The following is a 20,749-nucleotide window of genomic DNA, read 5'->3' on the forward strand; positions in this document are numbered from 1 at the left end:
TTAAACAATATATTTGTTAAAAGCCAATGGGTGAAATTCATCCTTTTTTGGAGTAAAATTGTCCTAAAAATCACAATTAAAAAAAGCATTTTTTGTCAATTTTGACTAATTTAGGCTATCGGTTGCAATTTTTTAAGCACGAAACGCATACTATTATAAACCAAATAATTACAAACTAAATTGAAAACTACAAGAACACAATTTTCAAGAGGAATTACGTTGAGTTTTCTTCTTTTTTCAGGACTATTTTCTATGAGCGCACAAAATCAAGTAATTCCATTATGGGATAAAATTCCAGATGAAGTAAAAGCCTCCAATTATAAAGAAAAAGAAGTTCTTAAAAACGGAAAAATGGAAAGCACAAGCCAAGTCTCTGTACCAACTTTAAGTATTTTTATTCCGAAAGAAGCAAAACCAAATCAGGCAGCAGTTGTTATTTGTCCAGGAGGCGGTTATACACATTTAGCGTTTGATAAAGAAGGAACAAAAGTTGCAGAATGGTTTAACAGCTTAGGAATTGCAGCTTTTGTACTAAAATATAGAATGCCGAGCGATTTAACTATGAAAAACAAAAATGTTGGGCCATTACAAGATGCACAAGAAGCTATTCGTTATGTAAGACAAAATGCTTCGAAATGGAAGATTGATCCTAATAAAATAGGAGTTTTAGGTTTTTCTGCAGGTGGTCATCTCGCTTCAACTGCTTCCACACATTATGATGATAAAGTTTATGAATCAGCATATAAAGTGAGTGCACGTCCGGATTTTTCATTATTGATTTATCCTGTAATTTCAATGGAAAACGAAATTACTCACAAAGGTTCGCAAACCAATTTACTTGGAAATAATCCTTCAAAGGAATTAATAGATTCTTTTTCGAACGAAAAGAAAGTGACTTCTAAAACACCTCCCACTTTCTTAATTCATGCTACAGATGATACTGTCGTTATACCAGAAAACAGCATCAATTATTATTTAGCGTTAAAGAAAAATGGAGTTTCTGCTGAGTTACATATATATGAAAAAGGTGGCCACGGATTTGGATTAGGTGTTGGCGATACAAGCAAATTTTGGACTAGAGATTGTGCTGAATGGCTAAAAGCAAACAATTATAATTAAAAATAGAAAGGCAAAACTTTTTACAAGTTTTGCCTTTTATCAAAAAAAAAAAAAAACAAAAAGGAATTAAAAAACCAATTTTAATATGATTAAGCAGTAACTTCTTGTTCTGCAATATTTTTCAATTTAGAAACGGGAATTGCTTTAGTTGCCACTTTTGTTTTTGCAGCAGGTTTCTTTTTACCAAATTTTTGTTTTCCCCACCAAATAATAAATCCGGTAATGGGTAAACTAGCAGAAATTAAACTAGCCAAAAATGCAATGATTTTCCCTGTAAGCCCAAGAACCCTTCCTACGTGAATATCATAATTCATACGTCTAATTTTGTCTGGAATATTTGCCTCTACATATTTTCCTGAAAATGGTGTTTTAATCGATATTTCTTTTAAAGTCTGCTGATCAAAACTATATCGATCCATATTATAAAAGGTGTGTTTTTGCTTATAAACAAAAGCACCAATAGGATCTGCAGGTTTTGCCGGAATACTAATCATGATTCCTGCTGCTTGAGGATTCTCTTTTCTTAGATTCAATAAAACTTTATCTGCTGTTGTAATATTAAATGCTTTTACGTGAGTTGTATCAGATTTTGGAGATTCACGGTTTTCAACCAATGGTTTTCCTCCAGAAGTAACCCAATATAAAGATTTACTCCACCACCCAAAACTCCATACTAAGCCTGTTACGGCAATAAAAAACAGAAATATACAGCTGTAAAAACCAAATACATTGTGCATGTCATAATTGACACGTTTAAAGCTGGCATCCCATTTTATTTTAAAACTTTTATCAATAATAGATTTAATCCATTTTGTAGGCCACCACAAAACGATTCCAGAAATCAGTAAAACAACAAAAATTAAAACCGCGACTCCAACGATTGGTCTTCCAATATCATACGGAAGCCACAAAGCGCGATGTCCGTTTAAAATCCATCTGAAAAAGTCAGGAGAATCACTTCTAGAAACCGATTTTATATTTAATATATCTCCCGTATATGGATTCATGTAAACGCTAATAAAAGTTCCCTGTCTTCTGCCACCTTTACGCTTTTCATCTTTTCTTTTTCCTTTGCCTTTACCTTTTTCATTCTTCTGAACTTTTACCTCAGATTTTTCACTTTTGCTTTCATTTTTAGCAAAATCTTTTCTTCTTTCACCTTTTTTATTCTCTTCTTTACTCCCTCTTTCGCCATTTTCTTTTTTCTCCACAAAATAACCTACAATAGCAGCTTCATCTTTTGCTCCAAAAGTTACGCTTGTAGCTTTTTTATCTTTCATTTTATTATCTGCAATTGTCACTAATTGAGACGGCAATAAAAATGCTTTTTCCTGAGGTTTTACAAAACGCCAGTCTTCGATAAAATCTCTTATTTCATTCTCAAAAACATAAATACAGCCCGTTAGACTGACAATGACCACAATGATTCCAGATGCTAAACCAAGCCATAAATGCAGCCAGGCCATGATGCGCTTAAAAAGCGACTTTTTACTTTTTTTCTTATTATTTGGTTTTGAAGAAGAAAACATAATTGGATAGATAAATAGGATAAATAAAAAAACCGTAAGTCCTCTTAAAAAGGGACTTACGGCAAAAAAATATTAGTATTTTAATTTCTGTATTGCAGTAATTTGTCCGCCTTCAACTTTCATACCTTTTGTTGCAGCGGCAGTTGTACCGTTGATAGCGTAAATCCAGTTTCCATCAGGAGTATTGATACCTACAATTGCAGAACTTCCGTCTTCTGAAGTAATATTGTAACGGCTCGTTACAGACGTTAATGTTGCAGGAGCATTGGTTACCCAAGTAAATGTTTGGTTGTAAACATCGGCAATAGCCATTTTAACGGTACCATTGTTTTTTCCAGCATTTCCGTACATTAACAATAAGAATTTCCCTTTTGAAATGTAGCTTGTAGAAGAAATTTTGTACCCACCAGATTTTTCTTGAACATTGAAGAAATATGTTTTATCAAACTCTGTAGTTCCTTTTTTAATTTTAACAATCGCTGAAGGTTTTGTAGAAGTCATTACAGCATTACTAGTAGCAATTGCACCAGAGAATCCGTAAGCATCTCCATTTTCATCTTGGAATAATCCGTTTGTGAAATAAGCACCTAAATAACTAGTACGGTTATCTTTAATTACTTTTTCTAATTTCAATTCTGGGTAGTTGTAAACCGCAACCCAAGTACTATCTGGATTTGCGGTACCAAAGTTGTCTACTCCATCTCCTTTTATACTCATATAAGGCATATACACTTTATCTCCAACTTGAGTTGCCCAAGTATAGAAAGCTCTTTCACCGTTTCCAGCCAATTTCTTAGTATCTTGTTGCGCTTCACCAGTAATAAGTGATTTTTCAGCATCAATTTTGTACATAGAAGCGATAGAAGCACCACTTCTTGGAACTTTAACCGTCAAGATATCTTTGTTTACAGCAGCAAATACGTGTACTGTTTCAGCTTGAAAATCTGATTTTTTAACCAATTTCCCTTCAGCATTTAAGTTATAAGTGGTCACAGCTCCTGGATTTCCTTGTCCGTAAAGCAAACTAAAGAAGTTGTTTTGTGCTGTAATGTAGTAACGGTATGTTCCGTCTTGCTCCAATCCGTTTCCTGTAGTTGTGATAGATCCTGTAGAAACATCATCTGCAGTTAATAAATAATCTGCAATTCCTGCTGCACCAGTTGTTGCAGTAATAATATATTTAGTTTTTCCTGTATCTGTTCCTCCGCCAGTTTCTCCTGGTTTATCAGAATCACTGCTGCAAGAAAAAGCTGTAAAAGCTATAACAGCTGATAATAACGCTAATGTTGTACTTTTTTTCATTGTATTATGGTGTTTGTATTAAAATTTAATTATTTGATTTACTGAAGTAATATCTCAACTTGATATAGAAGGCTCTACTTGGTTTTTGCAATGAGAAATTGTCGTAAAGCTTATTGTCTAAAAGGTTTTTACACTCAAATGCTATATTGTATTTTCCGTTTGCCATTGTATAAACCGCATTTAAATCATGGCTGAATTGCTGCGGAATTTCTAGTTTGCTATCCTTGCTTCCCATACTTGGCCATGACAAATAATAGGTGTGAACATATAGCAGATTATAGCCTACAGATAAATTGTTTCCTTTTTTCCATACATTATTAAAGAACATCGTCGCATCTGCATTTCCAAAAAGATATGGCATGTTTGGAATTCTGTCATTATAAAAAGGAGACACATAATTTTGATTTGGCTCGTACATTGTTTTGTTTCGAATATTCTGGTAAGTCGTGTTAATACCTGCCGTAAAACGATTGCTGTATGAATATCTAATCTCGCCATCAATACCATAATTGGTCACTTTTCCTTGATTAACATTGGTAGTCATGGTCTGATTATTATTTAATGTCGGACGAATAAAGTCGACTGCATTTCTATGCAAAAGATTTACATCAAAAGACAAAGCATTTTTTTCGCGGAAGCTCGTCTGATAACTCGCTCCTAAATTATAGTTGTTACTAGATTCTGGTTTTAAAGCAAGGTTTCCTTCTAAATTATCGTTGACATTACCAAAGATTTCCTCTGGAGTTGGAAGTCTGTATGTCTTTTCATAAGAAGCTTTAATCTGCAGATTGTGCTTTAGATAATAGCTTGTAGCGGCTCCATATCCAGTTGTCGAAGTATGATCTACATATTTCTGATACGCAATATCTCCAGTAGCTCCAGAAGGATTATAACTTCTAGAATAAGTAGTTTTTAATGAATAATCTTTTAAGAATATAGAAGTACTCCATTTATCGTTATAATCTAATTTATACCCCAATCCTAAAACATTCTTTTGTGTTTTTTTAGGCTGTTTATACACCAATGATTCAGGAACCAATTCGTCACTTTCTTTACGGTCAAACGTATTAAACGTGTTATTTACCATAAATGAATGTCTATCGTTTAACGTATAAGTTGCATTCGCTGTTGCAATACCATTATTATTATAGAATTTACGCAACGTTCTGCTTCTTTCTCCTCCTTCTCCTGCATACTGTTTGTAATCGCCAAACCAATTGTATCTTCTAAAAACGGTATCAATATTCTGTTCGTAACCAAAATTGTAGTTACCTGTAACATTCACATTCAGACCTTTTGTAAATAAATCTTTAACCTGATATTTTAAAGTTGGCATTACAATACTTCCTTTTCTATAAATCTGTCCAAAAACACTAACCATTCTGGCACCAGTCTGTATGTCTGCTTTATTTTCCCCACCTGTAAAACCGATCATTAATTTATCGGCATATTTTTTTCCAGTTATTCCAACATTCAAAATCACCGTTTCGTTACGGTATTTATCATGAAAACGTCGTACTCTCTGATTCGGAAAATAGGCTCCCGTATTTAAATCGGCAACATCTACATTTACCCAATAATTGTTGTCTGAATAGTTTTGAAAAGCATTAATTTCGGTTGTAAAACCGCTTTTGGCAGTATAACCAGCATTGATGCTTGAACGATGTGTATTAAAAGATCCGAACGAATAAGAAGCATCTACAAAAGTCCTAGGTTTGATATTGGTTACAATATTTATCGCTCCACCCAAAGCATCTCCTCCCAACCAGATTGGCACAACACCTTTGTAAACTTCTACACGTTCGGCAAGGTTGATCGGAATATTATTCATTTGAAAAGAAGATCCGAAATTATCCATTGGAACTCCATCAATAAAAACTTTAATCTGATTTCCTGAGAATCCGTTGATCGAAAGCTCTGATCTCGAACCTACTCCACCCGCTTCACGGTTACGAACACCTGAAACGCGATCTAAAGCATGAGACAAATCTAGAGTTGAATTGTGCAGTTTTTTAGCATCAATTGCCGTTACGCTATAAGCTTGTTTATTTACTTTTTCGGTTTGTGATCTCCCAAGAACTGTTACACTTTCTAGTTCCTGTAACTCGCTTTCCATTTTAATTGTAATTTCTAAATTACTTCCTATGACTTCGATCTGTTTTTTCTGAACAGCAAATCCCATTGCAGAGATTTTTATCGTATGCTTTCCTGATGGTACATTTTTTAAAATATAATTTCCGTTTTCATCCGACATAACGCTTAAACCTGTTTTCTCGACAACAACAGTTGCGAACGGAATTGTTTCTCCAGAATTTTCAACAACTTTTCCAGACACTGCGAAGCCTTGATTTTGCTGGGAAAATGATAAGAACGTAGTTAGAAAAAATAAACTGGCAAATAAAATTTTTTGAGTTGACATATCTTTAATTAGACTAATTATAAATAACTTTGCTGCAAAAGTACCATCAACGTCTTTAAAAAAGATAGGGAAAAACGGATTATTATTTTGTAAAAACGGATTAAATTTTGAAAATCAACGCCACCCTTTTAACGTCAGAAACGCCTATTATTAAAATTCAGATTGGAGATCAATATTGTCCAAAAAGTATTTTAACCGAAGAGAATGTCAATATTCAAAATGAAGATTCAGAAAAAATTGTAAGCCGTCATCTCATAACCGAAGGATTGGTTCTTCTTGATACTCAAATGTACTACTCAAGCAGTAAAACTGTAATTTATGAAATTGATGAAGAATCGGTTGTCATGAACTTTATTTACAGCAGTAATGTCGAAACCCATATTGATCAACTAGAAAGTGAACAATATTCTAGAGAAAACACGCATAATATTTTTTACACCAATAATTTCAAAGGATCATTTACGATTCCAGCTTACACACATACAAATTACCTTTCAATTATTCTTTCAAAAGCGTTTTATTACAATATAATCAACGAAGATTGGCAGCTGCATGAAAAATTTTCAAAAAAAATTCTTGAAAAACAATCGAGCTATTTAACTTCAAAATACCTTCCTTTTACACCTGCAATTCAGTGGGTTACATCCGAAATAAAAAACTGTACGCGAGAAGGTGTTTTAAAAAGAATTTTTATCGAAAGTAAAATTAAAGAGCTTCTTATTCATCAGCTAGAAACCTTAAATATGAAACCTTTAGCAACAGAACAAATCAATGACGAAGATTATAGCAAACTCTTAGAAGCAAAAAAAATTTTAGATGACGATTATAGAAACACTCCTACTCTACCCGAACTATCACGAATTATTTCGCTAAACGAATTCAAACTAAAAAAAGGTTTTAAAGCTTGTTTTGGCACCACTGTAAAAAGCTACATCATTAAGCTGAGAATGGAACACGCCAAAGAACTATTTCAAAGCAAAACAGCAACCGTAACCGAAGCTGCTTATAAATGCGGCTATAAAGATGTTTCGCATTTTTCTGCAGCGTTTAAAAACTACTACGGATTTTCTCCTCAAAAATTTAAAATCAATACCGATATAATTCAGTTTTGGCTGATTGGCTTCTCACTATTGTGGTAAAAAAAAGGGCTTTAAAATTACGTCCGTCGACTTAATCTTAAAACCCTAAAAAAATTAGACATTAATGTATATTGCAAACTTATATACAATTACCCACGATCAAATGAATATGTCAAAATTCAATGTAAAAACGTTTCTCCAAAAACAGTTTTCTATAAAAATTTAAATGATACCCAAAAAGGTAAAGGCTATCATCTTTTTTAAATTTCTACAGGCCAAAATTAGAATTCACATTATAGATAACCTTACGGTTTTCCTCATTGTGTGAAAAAATTAACATTCTTAACTTTAATTTAAAACCTTAAGTAATTGTACCGCAAAATATTGCCAAAACCCTATTTAACGTAAATTTGTGAAAGAAAATACTAGATTCCTATTCATAGATGCGCCAAAAAGACTCGAAAAAAATATATTTCTTATCCTAGATTAAGCCACTTTTCTCAAAACCCTCCCTACATTTGTTTGTAATTCTTTAATTAGAAAATTAAATAATTAGAAGCTCAGAACCTTAGCATCTTAGACCCTTAGCACCTTAAAAAAAATGAAACAACTGCAATTTTTATTACTCGGAAAAAATGAAGCCATTTTAGCTATTTTACTTCGTCTTGTTAATGCAGATGAAAACTGGAACGGCGTGGCTTTTAATAATGAAAAGGAAGCACAGGAATACTTTCAAAACAATAAAATTGATATTGTGCTTTTAAGTTCTGCAATTGAAGATCATGTCGAAAAAGAATTTACTTCTTTCTGTTTAAAACATCAGCCAGATGTTGAAGTCATTGAGCATTTTGGAGGCGGAAGCGGTTTACTAAAATCTGAAATTCTGCATCGATTGCATCTAAAAGGAAAGCTTTAAATTTGCAATTCAAAGCCTCAAAAAATGGAAAAAACATATTCTGTAGTATTCTACTCAAAACCAGTTGTTGATCGTGTCAAAACAATGAAAGATTTACTGAAAAGTAAAATTGAATGGTATAACAGCAGTAATTCTGAAGCGCATATTACGATTTGTGAATTTAAAATTGAGGAATCTCAACTCGATTCTATAAAGCAAAAGCTAATTAAAATCTGCAATACTTTTACGCCTTCTCAAGTATATTTAGATCATTTTGGTTCTTATGAAAATGCTGGAGCTTTTTTTATTGCACCAAACGAAGAATCCAAAAACAATCTAAAGCCCATAATGAAAAAGATTCACGAAACACTGAAATCTTTACAACTCAAAAAAAGTGATGATCCGCATATGTCAATCGGACGAAGATTAACCCCAGAAAATCTTAAAATTGCTTTTGAACTTTTTACCACAATTGACCTTCAATTTGAATGCAATGAAATTGTTTTAAGGGAATTTGATCCCAAAGTAAAACAGTTTTTTGTAATGGATTCTTTTCCCTTCGGAAGCAATCCAGAACCTGAGTTTGTACAGGGAAGTTTGTTTTAACCGCAAAGCACACTAAGACGTTCGCAAGGTTCGCAAAGCCTTATTTAAAAAGCTTTGCGAACCTTGCGAAAAAACCTTGCGTTCTTTGCGTTTAAATAAACACAAAGCAAGACAACCTAAAACCTGAAACAAACTAAAACCAATCCTTATATTTTTCGTATATTTGAATTTCGCAATTCATTACGATATGAAATCCCTAGATTCATTTTACCAAGATATTACTGAACGTTCAACTGTTGATCCCACTTCCTTATTGCCAAACGACATTCAAAAAGAAATCGGACATTTTAATGTTTTCGATATTAAAGAACTTTTGGAGCGTATGAAAGGAAAGCCTGGAATGCCTTATGACAGAAGAGCTTATTACAAAATAAGTTTAATTAGAGGTCACAACAAAGCGGAATATGCCGATAAAGTAATCGAAATCGAAAAACAGGGATTATTATTTGCAACACCAAAAATTCCGTACAATTATTTACCGCAAGACACCAATCAAGGCGGACAGTTTTGTGTTTTTACCAGCGAGTTTTTATCTAAAAGTAAAAGCGGAATCGATCTGGACGAACTTCCAATTTTCGCCTCAGACGGTTATCCGATTTTTCAGCTTTCTGACGAAGAAGTTTCAGAAGTTGAATTGATTTTCAATAAAATACAAAAAGAAATTAATTCTGATTATATTTACAAATACGATTTAATTCGAAATTATGTGGCTGAATTAATTCATTTCGGACAAAAATTACAGCCTATTACAGCATTGTATTCGAAACATAATTCGGCTGCGAGGGTTTCTTCTTTATTTGCTGAATTATTAGAAAGACAATTCCCTATTGAATCCCCAAATCAAAGATTGGAATTGAGAACCGCAAAAGATTTTGCGGAAAGATTATCCGTTCATGTAAATCATTTAAATAAGGTTTTAAAGGAAAACACCGGAAAAACCACAACAGAATTAATTACAAACCGATTAACAAACGAAGCTAAAATACTCTTGAAACAAACCGATTGGAATATTTCTGAAATCGCCTATTCACTTGGTTTTGAGGAATTAGCACATTTCTCTAATTTCTTTAAAAAGCAGACTTCTTTTACGCCGATTGCTTTTAGAGCTTAAATTTTGTTTCAGGTTTAAAGTTTCAAGTTGATATTCTTTGTGTGTTTAACCGCAAAGTTCGCAAGTTTTTTTCTAAACTTTATGTAATATAAACGCAAAGTTTGCAAAGCTTTACGTAAAAAAAACTTGCTCCCGATAGCTATAGGGATTGCGTAATCCCTAGCGTTCTTTGCTGTTAAACCTGAATTTTAGAATTTAAAACATCCTGATTTGAATTTCGCAAACATCCATTTGATATTTACAACTCCCCAACTCTACTTCGCTCCTACCTTTGTCTCATCAAATTAAAAGAACGAAAAGATGAAATTATCAAACAACAAAATTTTAATTACTGGCGGTGCAAGCGGTATCGGACTTGGACTTGCCGAACGATTTATTCAGGAAAACAATACCGTGATTATCTGCGGAAGGAGAGAATCGGTTTTAAACGACGTAAAAGCAAAATTTCCTTCGATTATTACTAAAGTATGCGACTTGTCTATAGAACAGGAACGAATCGCGCTTTACGAATGGATTGCAGCAAATTATCCTGATTTAAACGTTTTAATCAATAATGCAGGAATTCAAAACTGGAAATCAATAACAGATGCTGATTTTTACGAAAGCATGAAAACAGAAATTAGCACCAATATTGAAGCTCCATTGCATTTAACTTCATTATTTATTCAATTACCATCGCTAAAAACAGTGATGAATGTAACCTCTGGATTAGCCTTTTCTCCTTTTGCAAAAGTTCCAGTTTATTCGGCTACAAAAGCGTTTTTTAGATCGTTTACGATTTCGCTACGTCATTTATTAAAAGCTAAAAATATCGAAGTTGTAGAAATTATTCCACCAGCGTTAAACACAGATTTAGGCGGAATCGGACTTCACGACGCACATCCAAGCGTAAGCAGTTTTATCGAATCTATTTTTGAGCAACTTAAAGAAGGGAGACAAGAATTGACTTTCGGAACAAGCGAAACCAGATTAAACGCAAGCGCAGAAGAGTTAAGAAATCATTTTAATGCAATGCATGCTTCTTAATTGTTAATTATGAATGGTGAATTGTTAATTGAAAAAGGCAAAAAACATTTGACATCTCACTATTCATCATTAATAATTTACCATTAACAACTCACAATTAACAATTATAAAAAATGGCAGTAAATACAAAAATAGCTCTAGTTACAGGAGGTAGCAGAGGTTTAGGAAAAAATATGGCAATTGCGATTGCAAAAAAAGGACTTGACGTAATTATCACCTACAATAGCAAAAAAGAAGAAGCAGATTTAGTTGTAAAAGAAATTGAAAGTTTAGGTCAAAAAGCGGCTTCATTACAGCTAAATGTTGCTGAATCAAGTACTTTTGATTCTTTCTTTAAAGAAGTAGAATCAACACTAAAAATCACTTTTAAAACAGACAAATTTGATTTTCTAGTAAACAACGCCGGAATCGGAATTCACAATTCATTTATTGGAACAACAGAAGCCGAATTTGATCAATTGACTAACATTCAGTTCAAAGGACCATTTTTCCTAACTCAAAAAGGATTAAACGTAATGAACGACGGTGGCGGAATCGTAAATATTTCAACTGGTTTAGCAAGATTCTCGTTTCCTGGTTATGCAGCTTACGCTTCTATGAAAGGTGCAATGGAAACTTTGACAAAATATCAGGCAAAAGAATTGGGCGCAAGAAAAATTAGAGCCAATATAGTTGCGCCTGGTGCAATCGAAACCGATTTTGGCGGAGGTGTTGTTCGCGACAATGAGCAAATGAACCAGCAAATTGCTTCTGTAACGGCTTTAGGAAGAGTTGGTTTACCAGACGATATTGGCAGTGTAGTTGCCTTTTTATGCACCGAAGATGCACGCTGGATAAACGCTCAAAGAATCGAAGTTTCTGGAGGAATGATGTTGTAAGGAGGTTTCAAGTTTCAGGTTTCACGTTTCAAGTTTCAAGTTTCAGGTTTCAGGTTTAACCGCAAAGAACGCTAAGGTTTACGCAATCCGATAGCTATCGGGAGCAAGGTTTTTTTTACGCAAAGCTTTGCGAACTTTGCGTTTATATAACATACAGCTTAGAAAAAACCTTGCGCACTTTGCGGTTAAAACACACAAAGAATATCAACCTGAAACTTGAAACTTGAAACAAAAAAATACAAAACAAAACCCGATAAGTAACCAAAAACTCATCGGGTTTGTCATTTCAAATAATATTTGAATTAGTAAGCGTTTTAGTTTTTTTCTACAGAGACATCAAAACCTCCTTCTGCGTCAAAAACAATATCATAAAATTTAGTATCTTTTTCTACACCAACTTCGTAGGTTGTTTTTTTCTTATCATCTACAACCATTGCAATTTCTTGAATCGCTTTTGCCTTATAATTCTTTTTTAAATAAGACTGCGCTTTTATCGGAAGCTCTTTAAACGGAATCTGCAATTCATACGCTTTCATGTTTCCTAGATTATCGTAAATCGCCACAGCTTTCGTTCTATCACTTACATTATATCTCGCTTCAAATCGAATCTCATCTGCGTCGTCTCCAACATATTCTTCAGACCAAACCGGAACTTTTCCTGGATATTCCCTCTCAAAAGCTGTTCGAACCACATCTGGCGGTGTTACAACTTTTTTCATATTGGTTCCCTCTTGGGCTATTAAAAAACTACTGCACAAAAAAGTAAAAGATAAAAACACGTTTTTCATAGTTTCATTTTTTAAAATTAAACTTCAGCAACGTATTAAAATTAATAATTTTTATCTTACGATAACAAGAAGAAATTAACATTTTTTATCCCCAGAAAAAACTCTTTAAAATCAAGTATTAAATTACAGTTCGAGCTTTTTTAATCGGTCTGTTAGTTCTCTTTTATACGTAATTCCGATTGGGATTCTTTCATTTTTAATGACGACAAAATCTTTTTCAGTTGCATCAATTTTATCCAGCGCCACGATATACGATTTATGAATGCGCATAAAACTCTTTTCTGGCAGGCATTTTTCAAACTCTGTTGTGGTAATAGAAGCCAGATAAGTTCTTTTGGTTGTGTGAAGTTTTACATAATTGCCAAAACTCTGCGCGTATAAAAGCTGATCTAATTCAATATCCATTAAATAACCGTCTACTTTTACGCTAACCGAATTTACAGTTTCTTCTGCCTTTTGTTTTACACTTTCGGTCGCAAAAAAACGGTCAATTGCTTTTAAAAATCTTGGAAAATAGATTGGCTTCAGCAAATAATCAATTACGCCGTAATCGTAGCTTTCAAGTGCAAATTCAGAATATGCTGTAGTCAAAATAGTTTTAGGATGCGTTGGAAGAATTTTAAGCAATTCCATTCCCGAAATTTCAGGCATATTGATATCCAGAAACATTAAATCGACTGGATTTTCTCTGAGATAATTCATCGCTTCAATGCCATTATATCCCTGAAAAACCAATTCCAATTGCGGATTCTGTTTGATATAATTCGCCAAAACATAATGCGCAGCGGGTTCGTCATCTACAATAATGCATCTTTTTGTTTCTCTCATCCTACAAACTTTTTAAGCTGTATTTCTAAATCTACAATATAAGTCTGTTTATCGTCTTTAACATCTAATTTATAATCTTTTCCATAAATTAAATTCAGACGTTCAATGGTGTTTTTTAAACCGATTTTAGTTGAAACCACATCATTTTTCTTCGGAATTGAATTCGCAACATGAAGATGCAGCGATCCTTTTTCGACCGAAATGGTGATTTTTACAAAGCATTTTTCAATCGCGCAAGTTCCGTGTTTAAAGGCGTTTTCGATAAATGCAATTAAAAGCATAGGTGAAATTTTATACGCATTTTCGTTATCAACATTGCTTTCAAAAGTAATATCGCAACGATAACCGACACGCTCTTTTTCTAACTGCACATAACTATTTATAAACTCCAGCTCGTCTTCTAAAGAAACACATTGTTTGCTGTTACTTTCTAGTTGATAACGCATTAACTGCGAAACCTTCATAATTAAATCGGGCGTTCTGTCTGGAAACTGAAGACTGATTCCGTAAAGCGTATTAAATGTATTGAACAAAAAATGCGGATTTAATTGCCCTTTCAATGAATTTAATTGCATTTGATTGAACAATAAAGCCGCATCGGTTTGTTTTCTGTGAATACGATAAAACTTAAAAACAATAATCGGACTCAGAATGCAGACCAAAGTTCCTAAAACACTCGCCAATTGGTACGCATAACTTCTCTGATGTGAGTTTTGATACAAATGGCATTTGGCAAACATATCCATTCTTGTAATTTCATACAAAATGACAGAAAACACAAAAACTCCAAATAGCGTTAAAATGATATACGTAAAAGGTTTGTTTGCTTTAAATAAAATCGGAAGGAGAAAAAAGCGATTAAACTGGGCATGCATGTACAAAATGCAATAAAAAAACACACCCATTGCAATCGAAATGAAGGAACTAAATAACATCCAATCATTTTTCAGGGTATATATTGTAAATGAAAAAAGGACAACGGCAACCTCCTGCCACCATTTGTTATCCAGTATGTTATCAATTCTTTTGTTCATTCTTAATTTTGAAATAGTTTACAAAGTACGAACAATTATTTAATTATTTTTTTCAAAAAATGACCAATTCAATTCGTCATTTACTAGTGCAGTACATCACTTAACCTGACTTTTATCAGTATAAGAGAAATAAATTTGTTGCATCAAAAAACATTTCTATTCACACCTTGAGTTTATGTATTTCAAAAAAATTACCTTATTATTTTTATTGATTTTTGCCTCAATCGGTTATGCTCAAACCCTGTCTTTAAAAGAAGCATTAAAGATAGGTCTTGAAAACTACGGTTCTATCCGAGCAAAAAACAATTACACCAATGCATCAAAAGAGACTCTAAAACAATCTCGCCGTGATTACCTGCCAAACCTTAACTTATCGGCACAGCAGGATTACGGAACCGTAAACGGACAAAACGGACCGCTTTATGGTTTTGGAGGTTTAGGAGTTGCTTCATCAGGACTTCCGTTACCAGAGCAAAACTGGAACTCGGCTTTTGGCGCGCTTTATTTAGTCAACATGAACTGGGATTTTTTCACTTTCGGAAAAACACAGGAAAAAATCAATTTATCTAAAATTGATGTTCAGGCTAAAGAAAAAGATTTACAGCAGGAAAAATTCCAGCAGGAAATCAAAATTTCGGCTGCTTATTTAAATCTATTGGCTAGCCAAAGATTGCTGATTTCGCAGCAAAAAAACTTAGATCGCGCAGAAGTCTTCAAAAAGACAGCTGTTGCGAGAGTTAAAAACGGATTATTGGCCGGAGTAGATTCTACATTGGCTACAGCCGAAGTTTCTAAAGCTAAAATCGCTTTAAACTTAGCCAGAAACTTTGTTAAGGAACAAAACAACAAATTAGTCGATTTAATGGGCGTTGCGCCACAGGATTTTGTAACCGATACACTTTTTGTAACTCAGATTCCGAAAGAATTGGTAACAAAAGAAACTGCGCCAGATAGCCTTCACCCATTATTACAATTTTATAAAACCAAAATCGATTACAGCAATCAGCAGGTTAAATTATACAAACGTTTTTATTATCCAACGATGAGCGCTTTTGGGGTTTTACAAACCAGAGCTTCAGGATTTGATAATTCGTACGCAACCAATCAAAATGCTTTTACAAGAAATTATTGGGATGGCGTAAATCCAGATCGCACCAATTATTTGGTTGGAGTTGGAATTACGTGGAATTTAACCACGCCTTTCAGATCAAGCAAACAAGTAAGCGCTCAGAAATTTGTTTCTCAAGCTTTGCAGGAAGAATACAATCAGGCCGATAGAGAATTGAAATCGCAACTGACATTTGCCGAAGATAAAATCAAAATTACTTTGGAAAATTATGCAGAAGCGCCAATTCAGGTCGATGCCGCAAAAAGAGCTTACATTCAGAAATCGACGTTGTACAAAAATGGTTTAACCGATTTAACTGATTTAACTCAAACCATGTTTACGCTAAATCGCGCTGAAATCGATCGAGATATTGTCAATAACAATGTGTGGCAATCGTACTTATTAAAAGTCGCTGCAACAGGAAATTTTGACTTATTTATAAATGAATTTTAATTAAAAATCCTAATGAATTTAATACGTTTTGCACTCCGCAAACCCATTTCCATTTTAGTATTGGTTGCGGGTCTATTTTTCTTCGGAATTGGTGCCATCAAAGACATTAAGGTAGACATTCTGCCAAAAATGAATTTGCCGGTTATCTATATTGCCCATCCGTTTGGAGGTTACACGCCAGATCAGATGGAGGCTTATTTTGCCAAAAACTACGTAAACGTTTTACCTTTCTCGAACGGTATCAAATCGGTAGAAACCAAAAATATTCAGGGGTTAATGATTATGAAATTAACCTATTATGAAGGAACCAACATGGCTCAGGCAGCTGCCGAGTTAAGTGCTCTTTCGAACAGAATCCAAGCGGCTTTCCCTCCAGGGACACAGCCTCCGTTTATCATTCGTTTTGATGCTTCTTCACTTCCAATTGGGCAATTGGTTTTGAGCAGTAAAATACGTTCCAACAACGAACTGCAGGATTTAGCCAATGTTTACGTTCGTGCTTCGTTTACTGCAATTCCAGGGTTATTATCTCCAGCTCCTTTCGGCGGAAGTCCAAGAACTATTGAGGTAAACGTTGATCCAGATTTATTGCGTTCTCATAATATGACGCCAGACCAGATTGTTGATGCGATTCGTTTGAACAACCAAACAGCGCCATCTGGAAACGTTCGTATGGGCGACAAAAACTATATTACACCAACAAATAATACGATTAAAGAAGTTAAAGATTTTGAACAGATTCCGTTATTCAAAGGAGGGGTTCAGAACTTAAAATTAGGCGATGTTGCTTCTGTAAAAGACGGTGCGGATATCACGGCAGGTTATGCTTTGGTAAACGGAAAACGTTCGGTTTATATTAGTATTGCAAAAGCGGGAGATGCTTCGACTTGGGATGTGGTTCAGAAATTAAAAAAAGAACTTCCTAAAATTCAAAGCACACTTCCTGAAGACGTAAACATTACATACGAATTTGACCAATCGGTTTATGTAATCAACTCGGTTAAAAGTTTGATTACTGAGGGAATTATTGGTGCGGTTCTAACGGGATTAATGGTTTTATTATTCTTGGGCGACCGTCGTGCCGCTTTAATCGTTATTATGACGATTCCGATTTCGATTATTTCTGGAGTTTTATTCCTGAAATTATTCGGCCAAACCATCAACTTAATGTCTCTATCAGGATTAGCTTTGGCCATTGGTATTTTGGTGGATGAAAGTACCGTAACGATCGAAAATATTCACCAGCATCTCGACATGGGAAAACCAAAAGCACTCGCCATTTGGGATGCCTGTCAAGAAATTGCTTTACCTAAATTATTGATCTTACTTTGTATTCTGGCAGTATTTGCGCCAGCATTTACTATGGTTGGTATTCCGGGAGCGTTGTTCTTGCCTTTGGCTTTGGCAATTGGTTTCTCAATGGTTATTTCATTTTTACTGTCTCAGACTTTTGTACCTGTAATGGCCAACTGGATGATGAAAGGACATGAAAAACACGCACACGGACCAGAAATTACAGACGATGAAGCTGAGTTTAACGACAGCGGTTTAACGCCAGAATCAGAACAAAATCTAATCACTCAGAAAAAGGATTATGTAGAAAGAGCAGATACTAATAACAACGGAAAAATTAGTGCTTTCGAACGTTTCAAGATTCGTTTCATGCGAACTTTAGACCGTTTGTTTGTTCATAAAAAAATAACGACTGTAACCTATTTGGTTGGAGCAACATTTTTAGCAGTTCTATTGATCAATTTTATCGGAAAAGACGTTTTCCCGAGAACCAATTCTAGTCAGTTTCAATTGAGAATGAGAGCAACAGACGGAACGCGTTTGGAAAGAACCGAAGAACAAGCTAGAATTGTTTTAAAAGAATTGGAAAAAATGGTCGGTAAAGATCATATCGGAATCACATCTGTATATGTGGGTCAGCACCCTTCTCTATTCTCCATCAACCCGATTTATCTGTTCATGGCAGGTTCTCACGAAGCGGTTTTCCAAGTGAGCTTGAAAGACTATCATGAAGATATGGACGATTTTAAAGATGAGTTTAGAGCAAGACTTAAAAAAGTGCTTCCTGATACTAAACTTTCTTTTGAGCCAATCGAATTGACAGATAAAGTTTTAAGCCAAGGTTCTCCTACTCCAATTGAGATTCGAGTGGCTGGAAAAGACAAAAAACGAAACGAATTGTATGCGACTCAAATTGTAGACAAACTAAAAGCGATTTCGTATTTCAGAGACGTTCAAATTGGTCAGCCAATTCATTATCCAGCAATGAATATTGATATTGACAGAACCCGTGCTGCCGAATTGGGAGTTGATATGAATGATATTTCTCGTTCGCTTGTAGCTTCAACTTCATCTTCACGTTATACCGAAAAAAATAACTGGGTCGATGAAAAAGCAGGATTATCGTATTCTGTTCAGGTTCAAGTGCCATTAAATAAAATGAAAAGCAAAACCGATATTGGAGAAATTCCGGTATTGAAAAATTCGCTTCGTCCTGTTTTAAGTGACGTTGCCAAAATTACACCAGGCTTTGTAAGCGGTGAAAATGACAATTTAGGGGCCATGCCGTACATTACCGTTACTGCAAACATCTATCAAACCGATTTGGGGACGGCTTCAAAAGATGTGAGCAAAACAATTAGTTCTTTGGGCGAATTGCCTCGTGGTTTGTTTATCACGCCAATCGGACTAAGTACTGTACTAACAGAGACATTAAGCAGCTTGCAGACAGGATTATTGGTCGCTGTGTTTGTAATCTTCTTAATGCTGGCCGCTAATTTCCAGTCGTTCAAAGTTTCGCTGGTAATTCTAACCACAGTTCCTGCCGTAGTTTTAGGTGCTTTATTAATGCTGACTATTACAGGTTCTACACTTAATTTGCAATCGTACATGGGAATCATTATGTCGGTTGGGGTTTCTATTGCCAACGCCGTTCTTTTGGTTACAAATGCCGAACAGCTCAGAAAAATAAACGGAAATGCGTTAGAATCTGCGCGTGAAGCTGCTGCGTTGCGTCTTCGTCCGATTATCATGACTTCGGTTGCGATGATTGCGGGAATGCTGCCAATGGCAATTGGTCACGGCGAAGGAGGCGATCAGGTTTCTCCGTTAGGAAGAGCGGTTATCGGTGGATTATTATTTTCTACTTTTGCCGTGTTATTAATCCTTCCGCAGATATTTGCGTGGGCACAAGAAAAAACATCGACACAATCTGTTTCTTTAGATCCTGAGGACGAAGAAAGCATCCATTATATCTCATCATTAAAACCAAAAAATGAAAAGTAACATTATAAAATCTACAGCGATACTATTTACAGCTTTGGTTGTACTAAGCTGTGAAAAGAAAAAAGAAGAAACTGCGAAAGCAGAAATTGAACCTAAAGTTGAAACTTTCGCTTTAGCGAAAGAAAAACTAACAACAGAATTGCGTTTGCCAGCAGAATTAACAGGTTTTCAACAAGTTGATTTGTATGCAAAAGTGAGCAGTTTTGTAAAATTATTAAAAGTTGATATTGGTTCTAAAGTGAAAAAAGGACAGCTTTTGATTGTTTTAGAAGCTCCAGAAATTAGTTCGCAATTGGCTGCAGCCGAATCGAGATTGAAATCTATGGAAGCGATTTACGCAACGAGCAAAAGTACTTACAACCGTTTGTACGAAACAAGCAAGGTTGAAGGAACGATTTCTAAAAACGATTTAGAAATGGCTAGCGGAAAAAAGAATTCTGATTACGCTCAACTTCAAGCTGCAATTGCGGCTCATAAAGAAATTGCGATTATGAGAGGATATCTTGAAATTCGTGCGCCTTTTGATGGTGTTGTAGCGGCTAGAAATGTGAATTTAGGAACATTTGTTGGCCCGGCAGGAAAAGGATCTGATTTGCCTTTATTAACTATTCAAGAACAAAGCAAATTACGTTTGGCGGTTTCTGTTCCAGAATTGTACACAGGATATTTGCACCCAGGCGACGAAATGAGTTTTAATGTAAAATCTCTACCAGATACTTTTACAGCAAAAATTACAAGAATGTCTGGCGCTTTAGATTTAAAACTGCGTTCTGAAAGAGTTGAAATGGATGTTCACAACACCAAAGGAAATTTATTGCCTGGAATGGTTGCCGAAGTTTTATTACCGCTTAACGCGAAAGACAGCACATTTGTAGTACCAAAATCGGCAGTAGTAAGTTCTGCAGAAGGAATATATGTGGTAAAAGTAGTAAACCACAAAGCAACAAGAGTTGACATTAAAAAAGGAAGAGAAATCGAAGATAAAATTGAAATTTTCGGCGACTTAACTCCAAACGATAAACTGGTAAAAATTGCCAGCGAAGAAACTAAGGAAGGCGATGTCATAAACGAATAACCTGCGTTTTAGTCTTCAATTTAGTGATTACCAAAAACTGTACGCATTCTTAGGAATGCAAATTTAAAAATTTGCCTAAAAGGGCAGTTCTTCTTTAATTGGAGGGACTGTCCTTTTTTTACATTACAAAAAATATCTTTTCATTACTTTTTGTTGTTTTTTTTAACAGAATGTTTCTTTCATATAAATCAAATCTTTTGTT

Annotated in this window: 16 protein-coding genes; 10 read left to right on the forward strand and 6 right to left on the reverse strand. The window is 34.6% G+C overall.

The window, feature by feature from the left end:
* The first annotated feature begins 180 nt into the window (after positions 1–180).
* Positions 181–1,119, forward strand: coding sequence for an alpha/beta hydrolase (locus tag OZP10_RS00745; RefSeq protein WP_281633058.1), 939 nt, complete (start codon positions 181–183; stop codon positions 1,117–1,119).
* Positions 1,120–1,208: 89 nt separating this feature from the next.
* On the opposite strand, the gene OZP10_RS00750 is transcribed toward OZP10_RS00745, so the two are convergent.
* The 3 genes from OZP10_RS00750 to OZP10_RS00760 form a co-directional block, all read right to left on the reverse strand.
* Positions 1,209–2,585, reverse strand: a complete 1,377-nt coding sequence (locus tag OZP10_RS00750; RefSeq protein ID WP_281633059.1) for a PepSY-associated TM helix domain-containing protein — start codon at positions 2,583–2,585, stop codon at positions 1,209–1,211.
* A gap of 135 nt (positions 2,586–2,720) precedes the next feature.
* Entirely contained in the window at positions 2,721–3,950 is a 1,230-nt protein-coding gene (locus OZP10_RS00755; RefSeq protein ID WP_281633060.1) for a DUF4374 domain-containing protein, read from the reverse strand.
* A gap of 25 nt (positions 3,951–3,975) precedes the next feature.
* A complete protein-coding gene (locus OZP10_RS00760) occupies positions 3,976–6,369 on the reverse strand; it encodes a TonB-dependent receptor (RefSeq protein ID WP_281633061.1) in 2,394 nt (797 codons plus the stop codon).
* Positions 6,370–6,476: 107 nt separating this feature from the next.
* On the opposite strand from OZP10_RS00760, the gene OZP10_RS00765 reads away from it, so the two are divergent.
* From OZP10_RS00765 to OZP10_RS00790, 6 genes are all read left to right on the forward strand, one after another.
* Complete coding sequence (locus OZP10_RS00765) at positions 6,477–7,508, forward strand: helix-turn-helix domain-containing protein (RefSeq protein WP_281633062.1); 1,032 nt, start codon at positions 6,477–6,479, stop codon at positions 7,506–7,508.
* Between the two features lie 541 nt (positions 7,509–8,049).
* Positions 8,050–8,364, forward strand: a complete 315-nt coding sequence (locus OZP10_RS00770) for a hypothetical protein (RefSeq protein WP_281633063.1) — start codon at positions 8,050–8,052, stop codon at positions 8,362–8,364.
* A 24-nt stretch (positions 8,365–8,388) separates the two neighbouring features.
* Positions 8,389–8,949 (forward strand): 2'-5' RNA ligase family protein, encoded by a 561-nt coding sequence (locus OZP10_RS00775; protein WP_281633064.1) that lies wholly within the window; start codon positions 8,389–8,391, stop codon positions 8,947–8,949.
* A 187-nt stretch (positions 8,950–9,136) separates the two neighbouring features.
* Positions 9,137–10,060, forward strand: a complete 924-nt coding sequence (locus OZP10_RS00780; RefSeq protein ID WP_281633065.1) for a helix-turn-helix domain-containing protein — start codon at positions 9,137–9,139, stop codon at positions 10,058–10,060.
* A 300-nt stretch (positions 10,061–10,360) separates the two neighbouring features.
* Positions 10,361–11,086, forward strand: a complete 726-nt coding sequence (locus OZP10_RS00785) for an SDR family oxidoreductase (RefSeq protein ID WP_281633066.1) — start codon at positions 10,361–10,363, stop codon at positions 11,084–11,086.
* Between the two features lie 113 nt (positions 11,087–11,199).
* On the forward strand, positions 11,200–11,964 hold the full coding sequence (locus tag OZP10_RS00790; protein WP_281633067.1) for an SDR family oxidoreductase: 765 nt from the start codon (positions 11,200–11,202) through the stop codon (positions 11,962–11,964).
* 314 nt (positions 11,965–12,278) lie between these two features.
* On the opposite strand, the gene OZP10_RS00795 is transcribed toward OZP10_RS00790, so the two are convergent.
* From OZP10_RS00795 to OZP10_RS00805, 3 genes are all read right to left on the reverse strand, one after another.
* Positions 12,279–12,683, reverse strand: a complete 405-nt coding sequence (locus OZP10_RS00795; protein ID WP_281633068.1) for a hypothetical protein — start codon at positions 12,681–12,683, stop codon at positions 12,279–12,281.
* Positions 12,684–12,875: 192 nt separating this feature from the next.
* Positions 12,876–13,580, reverse strand: a complete 705-nt coding sequence (locus tag OZP10_RS00800) for a LytR/AlgR family response regulator transcription factor (protein ID WP_111377136.1) — start codon at positions 13,578–13,580, stop codon at positions 12,876–12,878.
* Complete coding sequence (locus tag OZP10_RS00805; protein ID WP_281633069.1) at positions 13,577–14,614, reverse strand: sensor histidine kinase; 1,038 nt, start codon at positions 14,612–14,614, stop codon at positions 13,577–13,579. Before OZP10_RS00805 ends, OZP10_RS00800 begins: the two co-directional genes overlap by 4 nt.
* Before the next feature lie 175 nt (positions 14,615–14,789).
* Between OZP10_RS00805 and OZP10_RS00810 the strand changes: the two genes are divergently transcribed.
* From OZP10_RS00810 to OZP10_RS00820, 3 genes are read left to right on the forward strand one after another with little or no spacing between them, the layout of a single operon-like run.
* Positions 14,790–16,175 (forward strand): TolC family protein, encoded by a 1,386-nt coding sequence (locus OZP10_RS00810; protein WP_281633070.1) that lies wholly within the window; start codon positions 14,790–14,792, stop codon positions 16,173–16,175.
* 12 nt (positions 16,176–16,187) lie between these two features.
* Positions 16,188–19,472 (forward strand): efflux RND transporter permease subunit, encoded by a 3,285-nt coding sequence (locus OZP10_RS00815; protein WP_281633071.1) that lies wholly within the window; start codon positions 16,188–16,190, stop codon positions 19,470–19,472.
* On the forward strand, positions 19,462–20,547 hold the full coding sequence (locus OZP10_RS00820; RefSeq protein ID WP_281633072.1) for an efflux RND transporter periplasmic adaptor subunit: 1,086 nt from the start codon (positions 19,462–19,464) through the stop codon (positions 20,545–20,547). The genes OZP10_RS00815 and OZP10_RS00820 overlap by 11 nt, the downstream gene beginning before the upstream one ends.
* Positions 20,548–20,749 lie beyond the last annotated feature (202 nt).

This window comes from Flavobacterium luteolum (assembly GCF_027111275.1).
GTDB classification, from domain to species: domain Bacteria; phylum Bacteroidota; class Bacteroidia; order Flavobacteriales; family Flavobacteriaceae; genus Flavobacterium; species Flavobacterium luteolum.

Bases quoted from the DNA above. Each gene is read 5' to 3' on its own strand.
- OZP10_RS00770 (WP_281633063.1), top strand. From the start codon at position 8,050: ATGAAACAACTGCAATTTTTATTACTCGGAAAAAATGAAGCCATTTTA.
- OZP10_RS00775 (WP_281633064.1), top strand. From the start codon at position 8,389: ATGGAAAAAACATATTCTGTAGTATTCTACTCAAAACCAGTTGTTGAT.
- OZP10_RS00810 (WP_281633070.1), top strand. From the start codon at position 14,790: ATGTATTTCAAAAAAATTACCTTATTATTTTTATTGATTTTTGCCTCA.
- OZP10_RS00785 (WP_281633066.1), top strand. From the start codon at position 10,361: ATGAAATTATCAAACAACAAAATTTTAATTACTGGCGGTGCAAGCGGT.
- OZP10_RS00795 (WP_281633068.1), bottom strand. From the start codon at position 12,683: ATGAAAAAAGTTGTAACACCGCCAGATGTGGTTCGAACAGCTTTTGAG.
- OZP10_RS00800 (WP_111377136.1), bottom strand. From the start codon at position 13,580: ATGAGAGAAACAAAAAGATGCATTATTGTAGATGACGAACCCGCTGCG.
- OZP10_RS00755 (WP_281633060.1), bottom strand. From the start codon at position 3,950: ATGAAAAAAAGTACAACATTAGCGTTATTATCAGCTGTTATAGCTTTT.
- OZP10_RS00750 (WP_281633059.1), bottom strand. From the start codon at position 2,585: ATGGCCTGGCTGCATTTATGGCTTGGTTTAGCATCTGGAATCATTGTG.
- OZP10_RS00790 (WP_281633067.1), top strand. From the start codon at position 11,200: ATGGCAGTAAATACAAAAATAGCTCTAGTTACAGGAGGTAGCAGAGGT.
- OZP10_RS00815 (WP_281633071.1), top strand. From the start codon at position 16,188: ATGAATTTAATACGTTTTGCACTCCGCAAACCCATTTCCATTTTAGTA.
- OZP10_RS00760 (WP_281633061.1), bottom strand. From the start codon at position 6,369: ATGTCAACTCAAAAAATTTTATTTGCCAGTTTATTTTTTCTAACTACG.
- OZP10_RS00820 (WP_281633072.1), top strand. From the start codon at position 19,462: ATGAAAAGTAACATTATAAAATCTACAGCGATACTATTTACAGCTTTG.
- OZP10_RS00805 (WP_281633069.1), bottom strand. From the start codon at position 14,614: ATGAACAAAAGAATTGATAACATACTGGATAACAAATGGTGGCAGGAG.
- OZP10_RS00780 (WP_281633065.1), top strand. From the start codon at position 9,137: ATGAAATCCCTAGATTCATTTTACCAAGATATTACTGAACGTTCAACT.